Here is a 16,428-nt window from a genome sequence, read left to right on the forward strand (position 1 = left end):
TCGTCAGATGCCGGACTTTCAGTCCGCTCCCGAGGTCCTCGGGATCGTCCGTTTGTGGAACTTGGCTCACTATCTTCCTCAGTCGTTGGCGTGCAGTGCGGCGTTCAGTTCGACGCCGGTGCCCTTGTTGGGCACGACCTCGACGGCACCGCTCACAGAGTTGCGGCGGAGCAGCAGGTTCGACGCTCCGCTCAGGTCCTTGGCCTTGACGACCGTGCCGTCCGGGCCCGTCACCTTGGTGCCGGCGGTGACGTACAGGCCGGCCTCGACGATGCAGTCGTCGCCGAGCGAGATGCCCACACCGGCATTCGCGCCGAGCAGGCAACGCTTGCCGACGGAGATGACTTCCTTGCCGCCACCGGACAGCGTGCCCATGATCGACGCGCCGCCACCGACATCGGAACCGTCGTCGACGACGACTCCCGCGGAGATCCGGCCCTCGACCATCGAGTTTCCGAGAGTGCCGGCGTTGAAGTTCACGAAGCCCTCGTGCATCACGGTGGTGCCGGAGGCGAGATGGGCGCCCAGTCGCACGCGGTCGGCGTCGGCGATGCGGACTCCCGTCGGCACGACGTAGTCGACCATGCGCGGGAACTTGTCGACACCGAAGACGGTGACGGGTCCGCGGATGCGCAGACGCGATCGGACGGTCTCGAAGTTCTCGACCGCGCACGGGCCGTAGTTGGTCCACACGACGTTGGCGAGCAACCCGAAGATGCCGTCCAGGCTCTGTCCGTGCGGCTTGACCAGGCGGTGGGAGAGCAGGTGCAGACGCAGGTACACGTCGTGCGTGTCGACCGGCGGCGCGGACAGATCTGCGATCGTGGTGCGCACCACGACCTGGTTCACGTCCCGCGCCTCGTCGGCGCCGGCAACGAGCGCCAAGTCGGACGGGATGTCGGTGCCCTCGAGCCGCACCGTTCCCGTTTCGGCGTATTCGCCCAGCGTGGGCGCCGGATACCAGGTGTCGAGAACGGTCCCGTCGGCCGCAATGTTCGCGATGCCTACTGCTGCTGCTCCGTGTGCACTCACGGTCGAGAATCGTACTTGAGCCCAGGATCGGGCCGATCAGGCCCTGGGAAAACCCGACGCGGCCCGCGCGGGAGACACCGTGCTCCGTATCGTTCACATATGGCCGTACCGCACCTGGACCTGCATGCCGATCCGATCGAACTGACCGCCGCCCTCGTCGATATTCCGAGCGTGTCGCAGGACGAGACGCTCATCGCCGATGCGGTCGAGAAGGCGCTGCGCGAGCAGACCGACGGGTTCGAGGTCGTGCGCAGCGGCAACTGCGTGCTCGCCCGTACCCACCGCGGGCTCGGGAGCCGGGTGATGCTGGCCGGGCACCTCGACACCGTGCCCATCGCCGACAACGTGCCCTCCCGGCTCGACGGTGGCGTGTTGTGGGGCTGCGGCACCTCGGACATGAAGGCCGGCGACGCGGTGTTCTTGCATCTGGCGGCCACGATCGCCGACCCGGCGCACGACCTGACCCTGGTCATGTACGACTGCGAGGAGATCGCGGCGACCTACAACGGCCTCGGACGGATCGAGCGTGACCTGCGCGACTGGCTGGACGCGGACGTCGCGATTCTCGGCGAACCGACGGGCGGCGAGATCGAAGCCGGGTGCCAGGGCACGTTGCGGGTGCGGATCACGGCCGACGGTGTCCGCGCGCATTCCGCGAGGTCGTGGCTGGGGGAGAACGCGATCCACAAGCTCGCTCCGGTGCTCGAGCGGCTTGCACGCTACGAGGCGCGCTCGGTCGATATCGACGGGTGCGTGTACCGCGAGGGACTGTCGGCCGTGCGTATCGGCGGTGGCGTTGCGGGCAACGTGGTTCCCGACGCGGCCGAACTCGATGTGAACTTCCGATTCGCGCCCGACCGCAGTCCCGACGATGCGCTCGCCCACGTCGAGGAGGTCTTCGCCGGCCTCCCGATCACGATGGAAACGACCGACATGTCGCCCGGCGCGCTTCCGGGCCTGTCCCACCCGGCTGCGGCGGCCCTCGTCGACGCTGCCGGTGGCAAGTTCCGGGCGAAGTACGGCTGGACGGATGTGGCGCGCTTCGCGGCGCTGGGGATACCGGCGGTGAACTACGGTCCGGGCGACCCGAATCTCGCTCACAAGCGCGACGAGCACGTCGAGGTTCAGCGCATCACCGACGTCACCACCGTTCTGCGCGACTACCTGACGCGATAGCGTTGCCGTCATGCCCGGAGATACGAATTCCTCCTCCGATCGGTCCGGCTCGCGCGACGATGTCGTGCAGCGTGGCCCCGTTCAGTTGCGCGGTGAGCGTGCCCGCGACACCACGACCCGCGATCAGCGGTTGCTGGACCGGCGGGGCCCGTCCGATTGGGTGCATACCGACCCGTGGCGGGTGCTGCGCATCCAGAGCGAGTTCATCGAAGGTTTCGGAGCACTGGCCGAGGTGCCGCGCGCGGTGGCGGTGTTCGGTTCGGCCCGCACTCCCGTCGACCATCCCGACTACGAGGCCGGCCGGCGGCTCGGTGAAGCGCTCGTCGAGGCGGGGTACGCCGTGGTCACCGGCGGTGGCCCCGGGGTCATGGAGGCCGCGAACCGCGGCGCGTGCGAAGCCGGGGGTTTTTCGATCGGGCTCGGCATCGAGCTTCCCTTCGAGCAGCGTCTCAACGACTGGGTCGACCTCGGCCTGAACTTCCGGTACTTCTTCGCGCGGAAGACGATGTTCGTCAAGTACGCACAGGCTTTCGTGTGCCTGCCGGGCGGCTTCGGCACCATGGACGAGTTGTTCGAGGCGCTCACACTCGTCCAGACCGGCAAGATCACCCGTTTCCCGATCGTGCTGTTCGGCACCGAGTACTGGTCGGGGCTGGTCGACTGGCTGCGGGCGACGATGGTGCGGGAGGGGAAGATCTTCGAGTCGGATCTCGATCTGCTGTCGGTGACCGACAGCGTCGACGAGGCGGTCCGGATCATCCGCGAGGCACATCGCGGCAACGAGGAGACCCTGCTGTTCGGAGAGGAGACGTCGTGGTGAGCGAACCGCGGCGGGTATCGGTGTGCGTGTACTGCGCGTCGGGACCGGTCGACCGCAAGTACCTCGAGCTCGCCTCGGCACTGGGAACGGAGATCGGCCGGCGCGGGTGGCAGCTGGTATCCGGCGGCGGCAACGTGTCGATGATGGGCGCTGTCGCCGAGGCGGCCCGTGAAGCGGGTGCTCACACGGTCGGCGTGATCCCCAAGGCGCTGGTGCACCGGGAAGTGGCGGACGTAGACGCCGACGAACTGATCGTCACGGAGACGATGCGGGAACGCAAACGCATCATGGAGGATCGCGCCGACGCGTTCGTGACGCTGCCCGGCGGCATCGGCACGCTCGAGGAACTCTTCGAGACATGGACCGCCGGGTACCTCGGTATGCACGACAAACCGGTCGTGATGCTCGACCCGCTCGGGCATTTCGACGGACTGCTCACGTGGCTCGAGTCGATGGTCGACACGGGCTTCGTGGCGCGACGCGCGCTCGACGGGCTTCATGTCACGTCCGATCTGGAGGACGCTCTGGACCGGTGTGCGGAGTCGAGCGGGGAGCACTGAGGGACCGAATCGACCATTCGTTCCCTACTCTCCGGTAAGTTCGGGAGGCATTGCCGCCGTAGTCCCGACAGACCCGACGTCGCAGTGAGGATCCGCCAGTGAAAACCGCCCCCGCCGAGAGCACATCGACCATCTCCCTTCCCGGTCTTGTGGCCGCGCTGCCCGGGATGCTCCCCGACCTGCCGAGTCTGTTGCGCGGCGCCGTTGGGATGACCCGGAAGCCGAGTGCGCGGGAGACCATCGGATCGGTGTTCCAGAAGCAGGCCGCCCGCCGGCCCGACAGCCCGTTCCTGCGGTTCGAGGGCGACACCCTGAGCTACGGCGAAGCCAACGCGCAGGTGAACCGCTACGCCAACGTCCTGACGGCGCAGGGTGTGCGCACCGGAGACGTCGTGGGCATTCTCATGGAGAACAAGCCCGAGGCGCTGCTGCTCGCGCTTGCCACCGTCAAACTCGGTGCCGCGGCAGGCATGCTCAACAACAACCAGCGCGGCGAGGTGCTCGAGCACAGCCTGTCGCTGCTCGACTCCCGCGTTCTCGTCGTCGACGAAGAATGCGCAGAGGCCCTCGAGACGCTCGACTCCGAACCGCAGGCCGGGTCGGTGATGCGTCTCGCCGAACTCGACGCACTCGCCGCGGACGCCGACTCGGCGAACCCGGCAGTGACGGAGACGCTCTCGGCGTCCGAGATCGCGTACTGCATCTTCACCTCCGGAACCACCGGCTTGCCCAAGGCGAGCCGGATGTCCCATTTCCGCTGGCTCAAGTCCATGTCGGGACTGGGCAGTCTCGGTGTCCGGTTGCGCCGCAACGACACTCTCTACTGCTGCCTGCCGCTCTATCACAACAACGCGCTGACGGTCGCGCTGTCGTCGGTGCTCGGTGCGGGTGCGACCTTCGCGCTGGGCAAGAAGTTCTCGGCGTCGAAGTTCTGGGAGGACGCCGAGCGCAACGGGGCGACGGCGTTCATCTACATCGGTGAGTTCTGCCGTTACCTGCTCGGGCAGCCCGAGCGGCCCACCGATCGCGACCACGGCATCCGGCTGATGGTGGGCAACGGCCTCCGCGCCGAGATCTGGGACGAATTCACCGAGCGCTTCGGCATCGACCGGGTCGCGGAGTTCTACGGCGCGAGCGAATGCAACATCGCCTTCATCAACGCGCTCAACCAGCCGCGCACCGCGGGCGTATGCCCCTTGCCGTACGCGGTCGTCGAGTACGACCCGGAGACCGGTTCGGCCCGGCGAGACGCGAACGGACGACTGGTTCGCGTGGGGCGCGGCGAGGTCGGGTTACTGCTCGCGAAGATCACCGACCGTGCACCGTTCGACGGGTACACCGACCCCGACGCCACCGAATCCAAGCTCGTCCGTGACGGGTTCGACGACGGTGACGTGTGGTTCGACACCGGCGACCTCGTCCGGAGCCAGGGCTACATGCACGTCGCGTTCGTCGACCGGCTCGGTGACACGTTCCGCTGGAAGGGTGAGAACGTCGCGACCACGCAGGTCGAGGGTGCGATCTCGTCGCACGACTCGGTTTCGGGTGTCGTCGTCTACGGCGTCGAGGTGCCGGGCACGGACGGACGCGCGGGCATGGCAGCAGTGACACTGAAGGAAGGCGCGGAACTGGACGGTGCCGCACTCGCGGAGTCCCTGCATCGTTCCCTGCCGGGATACGCGGTCCCCCTGTTCGTCCGGGTCGTCGAGGAACTCGAGTACACGTCGACGTTCAAGAGCCGCAAGGTGGATCTGCGCGAGCAGGGGTACACCGACATCGGGTCGGACGAGCTGTACGTCCTCGCGAGCCGCAGCGAAGGCTTCGCGCCGATCTTCGAGGGGTACGTCGACGGGGTGGCACGAGGGGATCTGCCGAAGCCCTGAACGGGCCGGACACCGGGAGGGCCCGAATCGGCGCTCGTGTCAGGATGAAGGCATGAGCGGCTCCGCTGTCGATGTTCCCGAGCATCCGCCCGTCACACCCGGCGGCGACGTCCCGACCCCTCCGGGACCTCTACCGCCGACGCTGTGCGGGCGTCCTGTCGCGACCGATCGCGCACTCGTCATGGCGATCGTCAACCGCACACCGGACTCGTTCTACGACCGCGGCGCCACCTTCAGCGACGACGCGGCGCTCGCGGCCGTCGACCGCGCCGTCTCCGAGGGTGCCGACCTGGTCGACATCGGCGGGGTCAAGGCCGGCCCCGGTGACGTGGTCGACACGGCGGAGGAAATCCGCCGCGTCGTCCCGTTCGTGGCTGCGATCCGCGAGCGGTACCCGGACGTGCTCATCAGCGTCGATACGTGGCGCAGCGAGGTGGCGCGTCACGCGGTCGCCGAGGGCGCCGACCTCATCAACGACACATGGGCCGGGGCCGACCCGCAGCTCGTCGAGGTCGCGGCCGAACTCGGCGCCGGCATCGTGTGCTCGCACACCGGGGGCGCGATCCCGCGTACCCGGCCGCACCGGGTCCGGTACGAAGACATCGTCGCGCAGGTGACCGGCGAGGTCGTCGCGGCGGCCGAGAGCGCGGCGCGAGCGGGTGTCGCGACCGATTCGATCCTCATCGATCCCACCCACGATTTCGGGAAAAACACCTATCACGGGCTCGCTCTGTTGCGGGGCGTGGAAGTTCTTGTAAACAGCGGGTGGCCTGTGCTTATGGCGCTGAGCAATAAGGACTTCGTAGGCGAGACTCTGGGTGTCGAACTCGAAGACCGGTTGGAGGGCACCTTGGCAGCGACAGCATTGGCCGCAGCAGCAGGAGCGAGAATGTTCCGGGTACACGAGGTCGCGGCCACCCGCCGGGTGGTCGATATGGTGGCGGCCATCGCGGGCACACGTCCGCCGGCCCGCACAGTGAGGGGGCTGGCATGAGCGCACCGACTCGCATCTGGACAGAGGCGAACAGCTGGGACCAGCCGACATGGACCGTCGCCGAACTCGAACGGGCCAAGGCGGGACGCACCGTGACCGTGGTGCTGCCCGCGCTCGACGAGCAGGAAACCGTCGCGGGGGTGATCGACACCATCCACCCGCTGCTCGGCGGACTCGTCGACGAGCTCGTGGTGCTCGATTCCGGATCGACCGACGAGACCGCGGCCCGCGCGCGTGCCGCGGGAGCGCGCGTCGTCTCCCGCGAGGAAGCAGTACCCGGACTCGCCCCGGCACCGGGCAAGGGAGAAGTGCTGTGGCGGTCGCTCGCCGGCACATCCGGCGACCTCATCGCGTTCGTCGACTCCGACCTGATCAACCCCGATCCGGCGTTCGTACCGAAACTGCTCGGACCGCTCCTGCTCGGCGACGGCATCCATCTGGTGAAGGGCTACTACCGCCGTCCCCTCCGGGTCGCCGGGGGAGAGGACTCGAACGGGGGAGGACGCGTCACCGAACTCGTCGCCCGGCCGCTCCTCGCGGCCCTGCGACCCGAGCTGACCTGCGTGCTTCAGCCACTCGGGGGCGAATACGCCGGCACTCGGGAACTGCTCGAGGCGGTGCCGTTCGCGCCCGGGTACGGCGTGGAGATCGGGCTGCTGCTCGACACCTACGACCGCCTCGGACTGAACGCGATCGCGCAGGTCAACCTCGGTGTGCGTAAGCACCGCAACCGGCCGCTGTCCGAGCTGGGCGCAATGAGCCGGCAGATCGTCGGCACGATGCTCGGCCGGTGCGGAATCCCCGACTCGGGGGCACCGCTGACCCAGTTCCTCGTCGAGGGTGAGTCGTTCGTGTCGTTCGACACCGATGTGAACCTCGAGGACCGTCCGCCGATGAAGACCATCACCGGCTGATCTTCTTCGCACGGCCCGCCGACCTCGAAGCCGCCGGCGGGCCGTGCCAAGATCGGTACATGGTGACGGTTCTGGTGTACGTGGTCGTCATGGTGGTTGTCGGCGCCGTGCTGTTCTTCATCGCTTCCGCTGTGTTCGGCCGAAGCGAGGTTCTCGCGCCGATCCCGCCCGGCACGACGACGACGGTGCTCCCGGCAGCCGACGTCACCGGCACGGACGTGCGCGACCTGCGTTTCCAGCAGACGTGGCGGGGCTACAAGATGAGCGAGGTCGACTGGGCCCTCGACCGTCTCGCCCGCGAAATCGACGATCTGCGTGCCGAACTCGCACGGACCGCCGGAGAGCCGCTGCCCGGGGAAGACTCCGCGCCCGAGCTGCCCGCGGCGCCCGAGAACGCCGCCGAGCTCGAGGACAGCGCCGAGTTCGAGGACAGCGCCGAGTTCGAGGACACCGCCGACACCGAGGCCGACGATCGCGCCGGGGACGCGTCCGGCGACGATGCGGTCACGGAGGAAGTCCGCGTCGTCGACCACCCGGAGAAGCCGTGAACGACGACGGACTCGTGCGGTGCCCGTGGGCTGTCGACCGCCCGGGGAGCACGATCTACCGCGACTATCACGACGAGGAGTGGGGGCGCGAACTCCACGGCCGCGACGCGCTGTTCGAGCGACTCGCCCTCGAGGCATTCCAGTCGGGCCTGTCGTGGCTGACGATCCTGCGGAAGCGAGCGGCGTTCCGTGAAGCTTTTGCCGGCTTCGACGTCGATGTCGTCGCCCGCTTCACCGAAACGGATGTCGACCGGTTGCTCGCGAACGCGGACATCATCCGCAATCGCCGCAAGATCGAAGCGACGATCGCGAACGCACGAGCGATCCTCGAACTGCCCACCGATCTCGACACTCTGCTGTGGTCGTTCGCGCCCGCACCCGCGCGGCGCGCGCGACGTCCGAAAAGTGTCGAATCGATTCCGGCGGTCACGGAGGAGTCCACCGCAATGGCCCGTGAACTGAAGCGACTCGGACTACGTTTTGTGGGCCCCACCACTGCATATGCGTTGATGCAGGCCACCGGAATGGTCGATGATCACCTCGCCGGGTGCTGGGTGTCGCAGGCCCGAGAAGGGGCACGACCGGCCCTTACGGCGGAGTCAGCTACCCGACGCACACCGCAATAGGGAAGAATGGGATAGCGCGCATCATCGAGGTCGGTGGTGCAACCACACGGTAACCCACGCGCCCGGCGGTCGGGTGCAGATTTGGAGGGAGCAGAGGATGGCGGCCATGAAGCCCCGGACCGGGGACGGTCCCCTCGAAGCAACCAAAGAGGGACGAGGAATCGTCATGAGGGTTCCACTCGAGGGCGGCGGACGTCTGGTCGTCGAGCTCACGCCGGAAGAGGCTGCGGCCCTCGGCGACGAACTCAAGAGTGTCACCAGCTGATCGGCCCCTCTTCGGGCAACCCGGGCCCCGCGCTCCTCGGCGCGCGGGGCCCGGAGCTGTCCGTACCGGGAACGGGTGAGGAGTCCGCGTGCTCGATGCCGTCATAGACCTTCTCGCGTGCCCGCACTGCGACGGTTCGATGGATCTCGACGATGCCGCGGTGCTGTGCGAACGCGGCCACAGCTTCGACGTGGCGCGCCAGGGTTACGTCTCTCTGCTCACCGGATCCGCCACGCCGTTCACCGGCGACACCGCCGACATGATCGCGGCGCGCGGCGACTTTCTCGACACGGGGTATTACGACCCCGTCCGCACTGCCGTGGCGTCCGCGTGCACGAGTGCCGCCGGCGACGACTCCCGCATTCTCGAGGTCGGCGCCGGAACGGGCCAGTACCTCGCAACCGTCCTCGACGCCCTGCCCGCCGCGCGGGGCATCGGACTGGACGTATCCAAACCCGCCGTCCGGCGTATCGCGCGCGCTCACCCGCGCGCGGGTTCGGTGCTCGCGGACGTGTGGCGGCAGCTACCCGTGCGGTCGGGGTCGCTCACCCACGTGCTGTCGATTTTCGCGCCCCGGAACGCTGCCGAGAGTCATCGGGTACTCGCGCCCGGCGGCGTTCTCGTCGTGGCGACGCCCACCACGGAACACCTGCGCGAACTCGTGTCGCTGCCGGGGATGGTCAGCGTCGACGAGCACAAGACCGAACGGTTGTCGGCGGCGCTGTCGGGGTTGTTCGAGCGCACGGAGCGGATTCCCGTGCAGTTCTCCGCGGCGTTGCCGCGTCGAGCACTCGCGGACCTGGCGGGAATGGGCCCGTCGGCCCATCACCTGTCCGCCCCGGAGCGCACGGACCTGCTGGCAGCGCTCCCGGACCCGTTCGAGGTCACCGTGTCCGTCACGGTGTCGACATGGACCCGGCGGGGAGACGTGACGGTGCCCGGCGGGCACGGCGACACCGCTGTCAGGGGCGGTTGATCACACCCTGGTAGACCGTGAGGGTCTGCCGGGCGATCTGCGCCCACGAGAACTCGGAGATGGCGCGGTCGCGACCTGCCCGGCCGTACTCGGCGGCACGGGCCGCGTCGCCGGCAACCTCGTTGAGGGCTGCGGCGAGAGCCCGCTCGTACGCCTGCGGCTCGTACGAGTCGTAGTGCACCAGGACGCCCGTGACGCCGTCCTGCACGACCTCCGGGATACCGCCCACGTCCGACGCCACCACGGCGGTCTCACATGCCATCGCCTCGAGGTTGACGATGCCGAGCGGTTCGTAGACGGACGGACACACGAACACGCGCGCGGCGGAGAGGATTTCCCGCACCGACTCGACGGGAAGCATTTCCTGTACCCAGAAGACGTTCCCGCGTGCCGCCTGGAGTTCGGCGACGGCACGTGCGGTCTCGGCGGCGATCTCGGGAGTGTCGGGGGCGCCCGCACACAGCACCAACTGGATGTCGGGGTCGAGGTGATGCGCCGCGGCGATCAGGTGCCCGACGCCCTTCTGCCGCGTGATACGCCCGACGAAGGCGACGATCGGACGATCGGGATCGACCCCGATGCGCTCCAGCGCCGACTCGGTGCCCGGTTCGGCCGGGCCGGGATGCCACGTCGTCGTGTCGATCCCGTTGCGCACGACGTGCACGCGAGCGGGGTCGACGAACGGATAGGCGTCGAGGACGTCGAGCCTCATGCCTTCGCTCACCGCGATGATCGCGTCGGCGTACTGCACGGCGTTGCGTTCCGACCACGAGGAGATCCGGTAACCGCCGCCGAGTTGCTCGGCCTTCCACGGCCGGCGCGGTTCGAGCGAGTGCGCGGTCAGTACGTGCGGCACGTCGTAGAGTTCGGCTGCCAGATGCCCGGCGAGACCGGTGTACCAGGTGTGCGAGTGAACGACGTCGACGCCCGCGGCCGCGTGAACCATGCGCAGCTCTGCCGACAGCGTCGTCAGAGCGGGATTCGCCCCTGCCAACGCGGGGTCGGGCGCGTGCACGGTCGCGGTGTCGCGGGGTGCACCCATGCAATGCACGTCCACAGTGCACAGTCTCCGGAGCTGCGCGACGAGCTCGGTGACGTGAACACCCGCACCGCCGTACACTTCCGGCGGATATTCCCGCGTCATCATCGCCACCTGCATCGCCTCAAACTATCGGGCCGTTCGAGTTACAGCCAATCGATCCCCGCCGCAGGCGCGAATGCGGTTCAGGACTTCACGAGGCGTGCAATCGCGGCCGATGCTTCCGCCAGTTTCGCCTCGCCTTCCTCGCCTCCGAGTTTCGCGGCGTCCACGACGCAATGCCGCAGGTGATCGTCGATCAGGTTGAGTGCGAGGCCTTCCAGGGCGCTGGTCAACGCAGCGATCTGAGTGAGGATGTCGATGCAGTACTGCTCCTCGTCCACCATGCGGTGGATGCCCCGGGCCTGCCCTTCGATCCGCTTGACGCGCGCGAGATATTTCTTCTTGTCGCCGATGTAGCCGTGGGTGTGGCAGGAGCCGCCGTCCTCGGTGGTCTCGGTCACCGGGCTAAGTGAGTCGTTCATAACACCCATTCTATACCCCAGAGGGGTATATACCCTGGCTGGACGTTGTGCGCTCGTGTCCGGAACCTCTCGCCGGGCGGGACGGAGATCACGCTTCGCTGGCGGCAGTGTTGGGCGACCGATAGGTTGGGCGTGTGAGGAGCCAGCCACATGTGCTTGGAATCGTGCTTGCCGGCGGCGAGGGTAAGCGTCTTTACCCTCTGACCGCAGACCGTGCGAAGCCGGCAGTGCCCTTCGGGGGCGCATATCGCCTGATCGACTTCGTGCTCAGCAACTTGGTGAACGCCGGTTACCTGCGCATCTGCGTACTCACGCAGTACAAGTCGCATTCCCTCGACCGCCACATCTCTCAGACGTGGCGTCTGTCGGGCTTCACCGGGGAGTACATCACCCCGGTGCCGGCCCAGCAGCGACTCGGACCGCGCTGGTACACCGGTAGCGCCGACGCGATCCTGCAGTCGCTCAATCTGGTCTACGACGAGGACCCCGAGTACATCGTGGTGTTCGGCGCCGACCACGTGTACCGGATGGACCCCGAACAGATGGTGCGTCAGCACATCGAGTCCGGAGCCGGTGTCACGGTGGCGGGTATCCGGGTGCCGCGCAACGAAGCCTTCGCGTTCGGATGCATCGACAGCGACGAGCAGGGCCGAATCACCCAGTTCCTCGAGAAGCCTGCGCACCCACCGGGGACGCCCGACGACCCCAATGTCACCTTCGCCTCCATGGGCAACTACGTGTTCTCGACGAAGGTTCTGGTCGAAGCGCTGCGTGCCGACTCCGAGAACCCCGATTCCGATCACGACATGGGCGGCGACATCATTCCGGCACTCGTCGCCGACGGCGTCGCACACGTCTACGACTTCAACGACAACGTCGTTCCCGGCGCGACCGAACGCGACCGGGCCTACTGGCGCGATGTCGGGACGCTCGACGCCTTCTACGACGCGCACATGGACCTGGTGTCGGTCCACCCGATCTTCAACCTCTACAACCGGCGCTGGCCAATCCGAGGCGCCGCGGAGAACCTGCCGCCCGCGAAGTTCGTCCAGGGCGGTCTCGCCCAGGAATCCATCGTGGGTGCGGGGAGCATCCTGTCCGCCGCCACCGTCCGCAATTCGGTGCTCAGCTCCAACGTCATGGTCGAGGACGGCGCCACCGTCGAGGGCAGCGTGCTGATGCCGGGTGTCCGGATCGGCAAGGGCGCGGTGGTGCGACGCGCGATCCTCGACAAGAACGTGGTGGTGGGCGACGGCGAGATCATCGGCGTCGACCTCGAGCGCGACCGTAAACGATTCGCTGTCAGCGGCGGCGGCGTGGTCGCCGTCGGCAAGGGCGTGTGGATCTGACCGGAGCTGTGCGACTCCGCGGGCCGGTGCGACTCCGCGGGCCGGTGCGACCCGACGGGCCGGGAGTCGTGCGGCCCGTCGGGCTCAGCTGAGCCGCACCGCGCACAGGAGCCCGTCTCCGAGCGGCAGGACCACCGGAGCGAGCCGTTCGTCGTCCGAGACGGCCCGTGCTGCCTCTCGGACGGCCAGCACGGTCGAATCGCGTGCGGACGGATCGGCGACCCGGCCGCCGAGCAGCGCGTTGTGCAGCACGATGACGCCGCCCGGCCGCAGCAGACGCACGCCCTCGCGAACGTAGTGCGGGTGGTCCGACGGGGTGGCGTCGACGAACACCAGGTCGTAGCCGGAGTCGGCCAGTCGCGGCAGTACGTCGAGCGCACGGCCGTTGATGAGCCGCGTGCGGGAAGCGACGACACCGGCATCGCGGAATGCGAGCTTGGCAGCCCGCTGATGTTCGGGTTCACTGTCGATCGTGGTGAGGACGCCGTCCTCGCGCAGGCCGTGCAGCAACCACAGCCCGCTCACTCCCGCACCTGTACCGATTTCCACCACGGTCTTCGCGTCCAGCATGCGGGCGAACATCGCGAGAGCAGCCCCCACCGACGGGGACACCGGATCCGCGCCGAGGTCCTCGGCGCGTTCCCGCGCGACGGCGAGCTGTTCGTCCTCGACGACGATGTTCTCCGCGTGGGTCAAAATGCGGTCTGCATTGGTCTGCACGAGACCGAGGCTATCCGCGCCGGGATGTTTGTGCGGGCAGGCTCGCAGATGTGGGCAAGGATGTGGCGATGTTTTCTCAGCTTCGTTTCAGGTAACTCACACGACCAGCACATCCCCATAGGAAAGACTCGGGTCACGAAGTCGAAGGCCGGCAGGACACGGAGCTTCGGTGGAGTAGGCCTCATGGGACCCTGGTGGTGAGGAACAAACCTCAGGGCCCGGATGTTGAACCTTCCACCACTGTTCCGCGTAGCGGTCCCGAAGAGGAGGATCCAGCGATCCACATGCCCGAATCCCGCACCGTTCTCCCGCCCGATGCCGTCCCGTTCGACGAAGCCTCCCTGGAAGACCTGAGCGGAACCGCGGTGTTCGACGCGACGGGAGATCGTGCGTCCATGCCCTCGTGGGACGAACTCGTCCGCGAGCACGGCGACCGCGTCTATCGGCTGGCTTACCGGCTCTCGGGTAACGCACAGGACGCCGAAGACCTCACCCAGGACACGTTCATCCGTGTCTTCCGTTCACTGCAGGACTACCAGCCCGGCACGTTCGAGGGCTGGCTCCACCGCATCACGACCAACCTTTTCCTCGACATGGTGCGTCGCCGGAACCGCATCCGGATGGAAGCGCTGCCGGAGGACTACGATCGGGTCCCGGCCCAAGGGCCGAACCCCGAGGAGATCTACCACGACGCGCGACTCGGCGCCGACCTGCAATCCGCCCTGGATTCGCTCGGTCCGGAGTACCGCGCCGCGGTGGTGCTGTGTGACATCGAAGGTCTGTCCTACGAAGAAATCGGTGCCACACTGGGGGTGAAACTCGGGACGGTGCGCAGTCGCATCCACCGAGGTCGCCAGGCACTCCGCGAGTACCTGCGCGAGAATGGGAAGGCCGAAGTCGTTCGCGTCGATGCGGGGTAGCCGCCGGGAGGTTTTGATGACGATGGTGCAGCCACCTCGCAGGTTCGGTTCCACGGAGCACTTGGCTAGCGAGGCGGTTGCCGCGTACGTCGACGGCGAACTCCGGATGGCGCCGTACCTTCGGGCTGCACAGCATCTGGCGGAATGCCCCGAGTGCGCGGCCGAAGTCGAGGCGCAGCAGCAGGCCCGTCGCGCACTGCGTGCCGCCGCCGAGGACGCACCCGAGATGTCGAGTTCCCTCCGGGGCGCACTCTGCAGCATCCCCAGCCACCTCTTCGACGTCCCCGGAGCGGATCGGACCCGGAACGGCGCAAAGGCCCCCGAGGTCGACGCAGCGCAGTCCGAGGCGTGGTTCGCAGCGCGGCGATGGGCGATCCGTCGCAGGCGGTGATCGGCAGGAAGGTCACCACAGCCCGGCCGGTCGGAGACCGGTCGATCACAGGGCACCCGAGGCCATCGGTGATACTGGGCTCTGTGACGGACCTACACGGGGGAGACGGGTACGCGTGACCGCGGATTCTGTGGAGCACAACGGCCGACGCGCGAGCGACGACACCGACCTGCCGGACGCCTCGTCCGGCAGGCAGGAACAGGCGAACGGCGCCATCGAGCGCCCCGCCGACGCGCCGCGCCTCGACCCGCGACCGGTGTACCGGCCCAGGGTGGACCCCGCCGCCGAGCGCGTCTTCGGGCGACCGGCCGGTACCGAGGGCCCCTTCGGGACGACACCCGGCGCGCGGGCGTCCGAACCCGGAATCCGGCACGCCCCGCCGACCGACGCCATCCTCGCCGAGGCATACGGAAAGCCGGACGCGGCGGACGAGACGCTGCAGCGGCCGCCCTCCACACCCGACGACGGCTCCGGGGACGAGCCGGTCCCGTCCGACCCGTGGCGCGACCCCGACTCCGCCGTCCGGCTCGGTGCGCCGCTCGAAGCGGAGGACGAAGAGGATCTGCCGCCGGCCCCCAAGCTGACTCTGCGTGAGGTCCTGTTCGACCGTCGCGTCGAGCCCCGCGCCCTGGTCTCCCTCGCAGCGCTCGCACTCGCGATCGCGGTCGTCGGCGGGCTGGCCGTGGCGGTGGTGACGTCCGACAACGGCTCACTCACCAGCCGAGGCGTGTCGCTGTCGCAGGTCGCGTCGGACGGGGAAGTGCCCGCCGGGACCGTCGCGCAGGTTGCCGACGCCGTTCTGCCGTCGGTCGTGTCCATTCAGGTCACCATGGGTGAAGAGGCAGGAACAGGCTCCGGCGTCGTGATCGATGGAGCCGGATACATCGTCACCAACAACCACGTCATCTCCATGGCGGCGACCAATCCCGACGCGAAGGTTCAGGTCACTTTCGACGACGGCACCAAGGTCCCCGCGACGGTCGTGGGACGGGACATCAAGACGGATCTGGCGGTACTTGCGGTCAAGGACGTCGACAACCTGGTCGTGGCCGAACTCGGGCGATCCGAGGACGTGCAGGTCGGTGAGGACGTCGTCGCCGTGGGTTCCCCGCTCGGCCTGAGCAAGACCGTCACCCGCGGCATCGTCAGCGCGCTGCACCGGCCCATGCGGCTGAGCGGCCAGGGCACCGACACCGACGCCGTGATCGACGCGGTCCAGACCGATGCCTCCATCAATCCGGGTAACTCCGGTGGGCCGCTCGTCGACATCGAAGGTCGCGTCATCGGCATCAACTCCGCGATCAAGTCCGAAACCGGCGGGTCCGTCGGTCTCGGCTTCGCGATCCCCATCGATGACGTGACCGAAGTGGCGGGGGAACTCATCCGCAACGGTGAGATGCGCCATCCGGAGATCGGTGTCAATGCCCGCTCGGTGGTCAACGAGGTCGCCAGCGGGGCAGAGGTCGCGAACGTCCAGAGCAACAGCCCGGCACAGCGTGCGGGAATCGTCGAGGGCGACGTGATCGTGCGGGTCGGCGACCGCGAGGTCACCACCGCCGACGAGCTCGTGGTTGCGGTGCACGCTCAGGAGATCGACCAGCCCGTGACCGTCCAGATCGTCCGGAGCGGACGTCTCGTGGACATCGAGGTCACCCCGGAATCGGACTGACGTCCCGGTTCCGGAGGTGCTT

At 68.0% G+C, this 16,428-nt stretch carries 18 protein-coding genes; 14 read left to right on the forward strand and 4 right to left on the reverse strand.

Going from position 1 to position 16,428, the window contains the following annotated elements:
- Nucleotides 1-78: 78 nt before the first annotated feature.
- Nucleotides 79-1,032, reverse strand: coding sequence for a 2,3,4,5-tetrahydropyridine-2,6-dicarboxylate N-succinyltransferase (dapD, locus tag HF886_RS13955; RefSeq protein ID WP_169621631.1), 954 nt, complete (start codon nucleotides 1,030-1,032; stop codon nucleotides 79-81).
- 99 nt (nucleotides 1,033-1,131) lie between these two features.
- On the opposite strand from dapD, the gene dapE reads away from it, so the two are divergent.
- The 10 genes from dapE to HF886_RS14005 all read left to right on the forward strand — a co-directional run bounded on the left by dapE (nucleotide 1,132) and on the right by HF886_RS14005 (nucleotide 9,794).
- Entirely contained in the window at nucleotides 1,132-2,208 is a 1,077-nt protein-coding gene (gene dapE, locus HF886_RS13960) for a succinyl-diaminopimelate desuccinylase (protein WP_169652602.1), read from the forward strand.
- 10 nt (nucleotides 2,209-2,218) lie between these two features.
- The gene (locus tag HF886_RS13965) at nucleotides 2,219-3,028 is read left to right on the forward strand and encodes a TIGR00730 family Rossman fold protein (RefSeq protein ID WP_169621633.1); all 810 of its coding nucleotides are present in this window, start codon (nucleotides 2,219-2,221) and stop codon (nucleotides 3,026-3,028) included.
- Nucleotides 3,022-3,588: a TIGR00730 family Rossman fold protein gene (locus HF886_RS13970; RefSeq protein ID WP_169621634.1), complete on the forward strand. Its 567-nt coding sequence runs from the start codon at nucleotides 3,022-3,024 to the stop codon at nucleotides 3,586-3,588. The genes HF886_RS13965 and HF886_RS13970 overlap by 7 nt, the downstream gene beginning before the upstream one ends.
- Nucleotides 3,589-3,686: 98 nt before the next feature.
- Nucleotides 3,687-5,471, forward strand: a complete 1,785-nt coding sequence (locus HF886_RS13975) for a long-chain-acyl-CoA synthetase (RefSeq protein ID WP_346765369.1) — start codon at nucleotides 3,687-3,689, stop codon at nucleotides 5,469-5,471.
- Nucleotides 5,472-5,523: 52 nt separating this feature from the next.
- Entirely contained in the window at nucleotides 5,524-6,465 is a 942-nt protein-coding gene (folP, locus tag HF886_RS13980; protein WP_169621635.1) for a dihydropteroate synthase, read from the forward strand.
- Nucleotides 6,462-7,379 carry a glucosyl-3-phosphoglycerate synthase gene (locus tag HF886_RS13985; protein WP_169621636.1) on the forward strand — a complete coding sequence of 306 codons (918 nt, stop codon included), beginning with the start codon at nucleotides 6,462-6,464 and terminating at the stop codon, nucleotides 7,377-7,379. The genes folP and HF886_RS13985 overlap by 4 nt, the downstream gene beginning before the upstream one ends.
- Nucleotides 7,380-7,438: 59 nt before the next feature.
- On the forward strand, nucleotides 7,439-7,927 hold the full coding sequence (locus HF886_RS13990; RefSeq protein WP_169652603.1) for a DivIVA domain-containing protein: 489 nt from the start codon (nucleotides 7,439-7,441) through the stop codon (nucleotides 7,925-7,927).
- On the forward strand, nucleotides 7,924-8,553 hold the full coding sequence (locus tag HF886_RS13995) for a DNA-3-methyladenine glycosylase I (protein ID WP_169621638.1): 630 nt from the start codon (nucleotides 7,924-7,926) through the stop codon (nucleotides 8,551-8,553). Before HF886_RS13990 ends, HF886_RS13995 begins: the two co-directional genes overlap by 4 nt.
- 97 nt (nucleotides 8,554-8,650) lie before the next feature.
- On the forward strand, nucleotides 8,651-8,818 hold the full coding sequence (locus tag HF886_RS14000; RefSeq protein ID WP_006554284.1) for a DUF3117 domain-containing protein: 168 nt from the start codon (nucleotides 8,651-8,653) through the stop codon (nucleotides 8,816-8,818).
- An 88-nt stretch (nucleotides 8,819-8,906) separates the two neighbouring features.
- Complete coding sequence (locus HF886_RS14005) at nucleotides 8,907-9,794, forward strand: putative RNA methyltransferase (RefSeq protein WP_169652604.1); 888 nt, start codon at nucleotides 8,907-8,909, stop codon at nucleotides 9,792-9,794.
- On the opposite strand, the gene glgA is transcribed toward HF886_RS14005, so the two are convergent.
- Nucleotides 9,781-10,953 (reverse strand): glycogen synthase, encoded by a 1,173-nt coding sequence (gene glgA / locus HF886_RS14010; protein ID WP_169652605.1) that lies wholly within the window; start codon nucleotides 10,951-10,953, stop codon nucleotides 9,781-9,783. The genes HF886_RS14005 and glgA overlap by 14 nt on opposite strands.
- 65 nt (nucleotides 10,954-11,018) lie before the next feature.
- The gene (locus HF886_RS14015) at nucleotides 11,019-11,357 is read right to left on the reverse strand and encodes a metal-sensitive transcriptional regulator (RefSeq protein WP_169621641.1); all 339 of its coding nucleotides are present in this window, start codon (nucleotides 11,355-11,357) and stop codon (nucleotides 11,019-11,021) included.
- Between the two features lie 134 nt (nucleotides 11,358-11,491).
- On the opposite strand from HF886_RS14015, the gene glgC reads away from it, so the two are divergent.
- Nucleotides 11,492-12,706: a glucose-1-phosphate adenylyltransferase gene (glgC, locus tag HF886_RS14020; RefSeq protein WP_169621642.1), complete on the forward strand. Its 1,215-nt coding sequence runs from the start codon at nucleotides 11,492-11,494 to the stop codon at nucleotides 12,704-12,706.
- An 84-nt stretch (nucleotides 12,707-12,790) separates the two neighbouring features.
- Here glgC and HF886_RS14025 read toward each other — a convergent pair whose 3' ends face one another.
- On the reverse strand, nucleotides 12,791-13,426 hold the full coding sequence (locus HF886_RS14025) for an O-methyltransferase (protein ID WP_169652606.1): 636 nt from the start codon (nucleotides 13,424-13,426) through the stop codon (nucleotides 12,791-12,793).
- A 284-nt stretch (nucleotides 13,427-13,710) separates the two neighbouring features.
- On the opposite strand from HF886_RS14025, the gene sigE reads away from it, so the two are divergent.
- The 3 genes from sigE (at nucleotide 13,711) to HF886_RS14040 (ending at nucleotide 16,406) form a co-directional block, all read left to right on the forward strand.
- Nucleotides 13,711-14,346 (forward strand): RNA polymerase sigma factor SigE, encoded by a 636-nt coding sequence (gene sigE, locus HF886_RS14030; RefSeq protein ID WP_240952358.1) that lies wholly within the window; start codon nucleotides 13,711-13,713, stop codon nucleotides 14,344-14,346.
- A gap of 16 nt (nucleotides 14,347-14,362) precedes the next feature.
- Nucleotides 14,363-14,737: a zf-HC2 domain-containing protein gene (locus tag HF886_RS14035; RefSeq protein WP_169621644.1), complete on the forward strand. Its 375-nt coding sequence runs from the start codon at nucleotides 14,363-14,365 to the stop codon at nucleotides 14,735-14,737.
- A gap of 169 nt (nucleotides 14,738-14,906) precedes the next feature.
- A complete protein-coding gene (locus tag HF886_RS14040; RefSeq protein ID WP_206038799.1) occupies nucleotides 14,907-16,406 on the forward strand; it encodes a trypsin-like peptidase domain-containing protein in 1,500 nt (499 codons plus the stop codon).
- Nucleotides 16,407-16,428 lie beyond the last annotated feature (22 nt).

The organism is Rhodococcus sp. 105337 (genome assembly GCF_012844225.1).
In the GTDB taxonomy this organism is placed as follows: Bacteria; Actinomycetota; Actinomycetes; order Mycobacteriales; family Mycobacteriaceae; genus Rhodococcus.

Excerpts from the sequence above, each read along its gene's own strand:
- dapE (WP_169652602.1), top strand. The coding sequence starts at position 1,132 with ATGGCCGTACCGCACCTGGACCTGCATGCCGATCCGATCGAACTGACC.
- HF886_RS13965 (WP_169621633.1), top strand. The coding sequence starts at position 2,219 with ATGCCCGGAGATACGAATTCCTCCTCCGATCGGTCCGGCTCGCGCGAC.
- folP (WP_169621635.1), top strand. The coding sequence starts at position 5,524 with ATGAGCGGCTCCGCTGTCGATGTTCCCGAGCATCCGCCCGTCACACCC.
- HF886_RS13985 (WP_169621636.1), top strand. The coding sequence starts at position 6,462 with ATGAGCGCACCGACTCGCATCTGGACAGAGGCGAACAGCTGGGACCAG.
- HF886_RS13990 (WP_169652603.1), top strand. The coding sequence starts at position 7,439 with ATGGTGACGGTTCTGGTGTACGTGGTCGTCATGGTGGTTGTCGGCGCC.
- HF886_RS14000 (WP_006554284.1), top strand. The coding sequence starts at position 8,651 with ATGGCGGCCATGAAGCCCCGGACCGGGGACGGTCCCCTCGAAGCAACC.
- glgA (WP_169652605.1), bottom strand. The coding sequence starts at position 10,953 with ATGCAGGTGGCGATGATGACGCGGGAATATCCGCCGGAAGTGTACGGC.
- HF886_RS14015 (WP_169621641.1), bottom strand. The coding sequence starts at position 11,357 with ATGAACGACTCACTTAGCCCGGTGACCGAGACCACCGAGGACGGCGGC.
- sigE (WP_240952358.1), top strand. The coding sequence starts at position 13,711 with ATGCCCGAATCCCGCACCGTTCTCCCGCCCGATGCCGTCCCGTTCGAC.
- HF886_RS14035 (WP_169621644.1), top strand. The coding sequence starts at position 14,363 with ATGACGATGGTGCAGCCACCTCGCAGGTTCGGTTCCACGGAGCACTTG.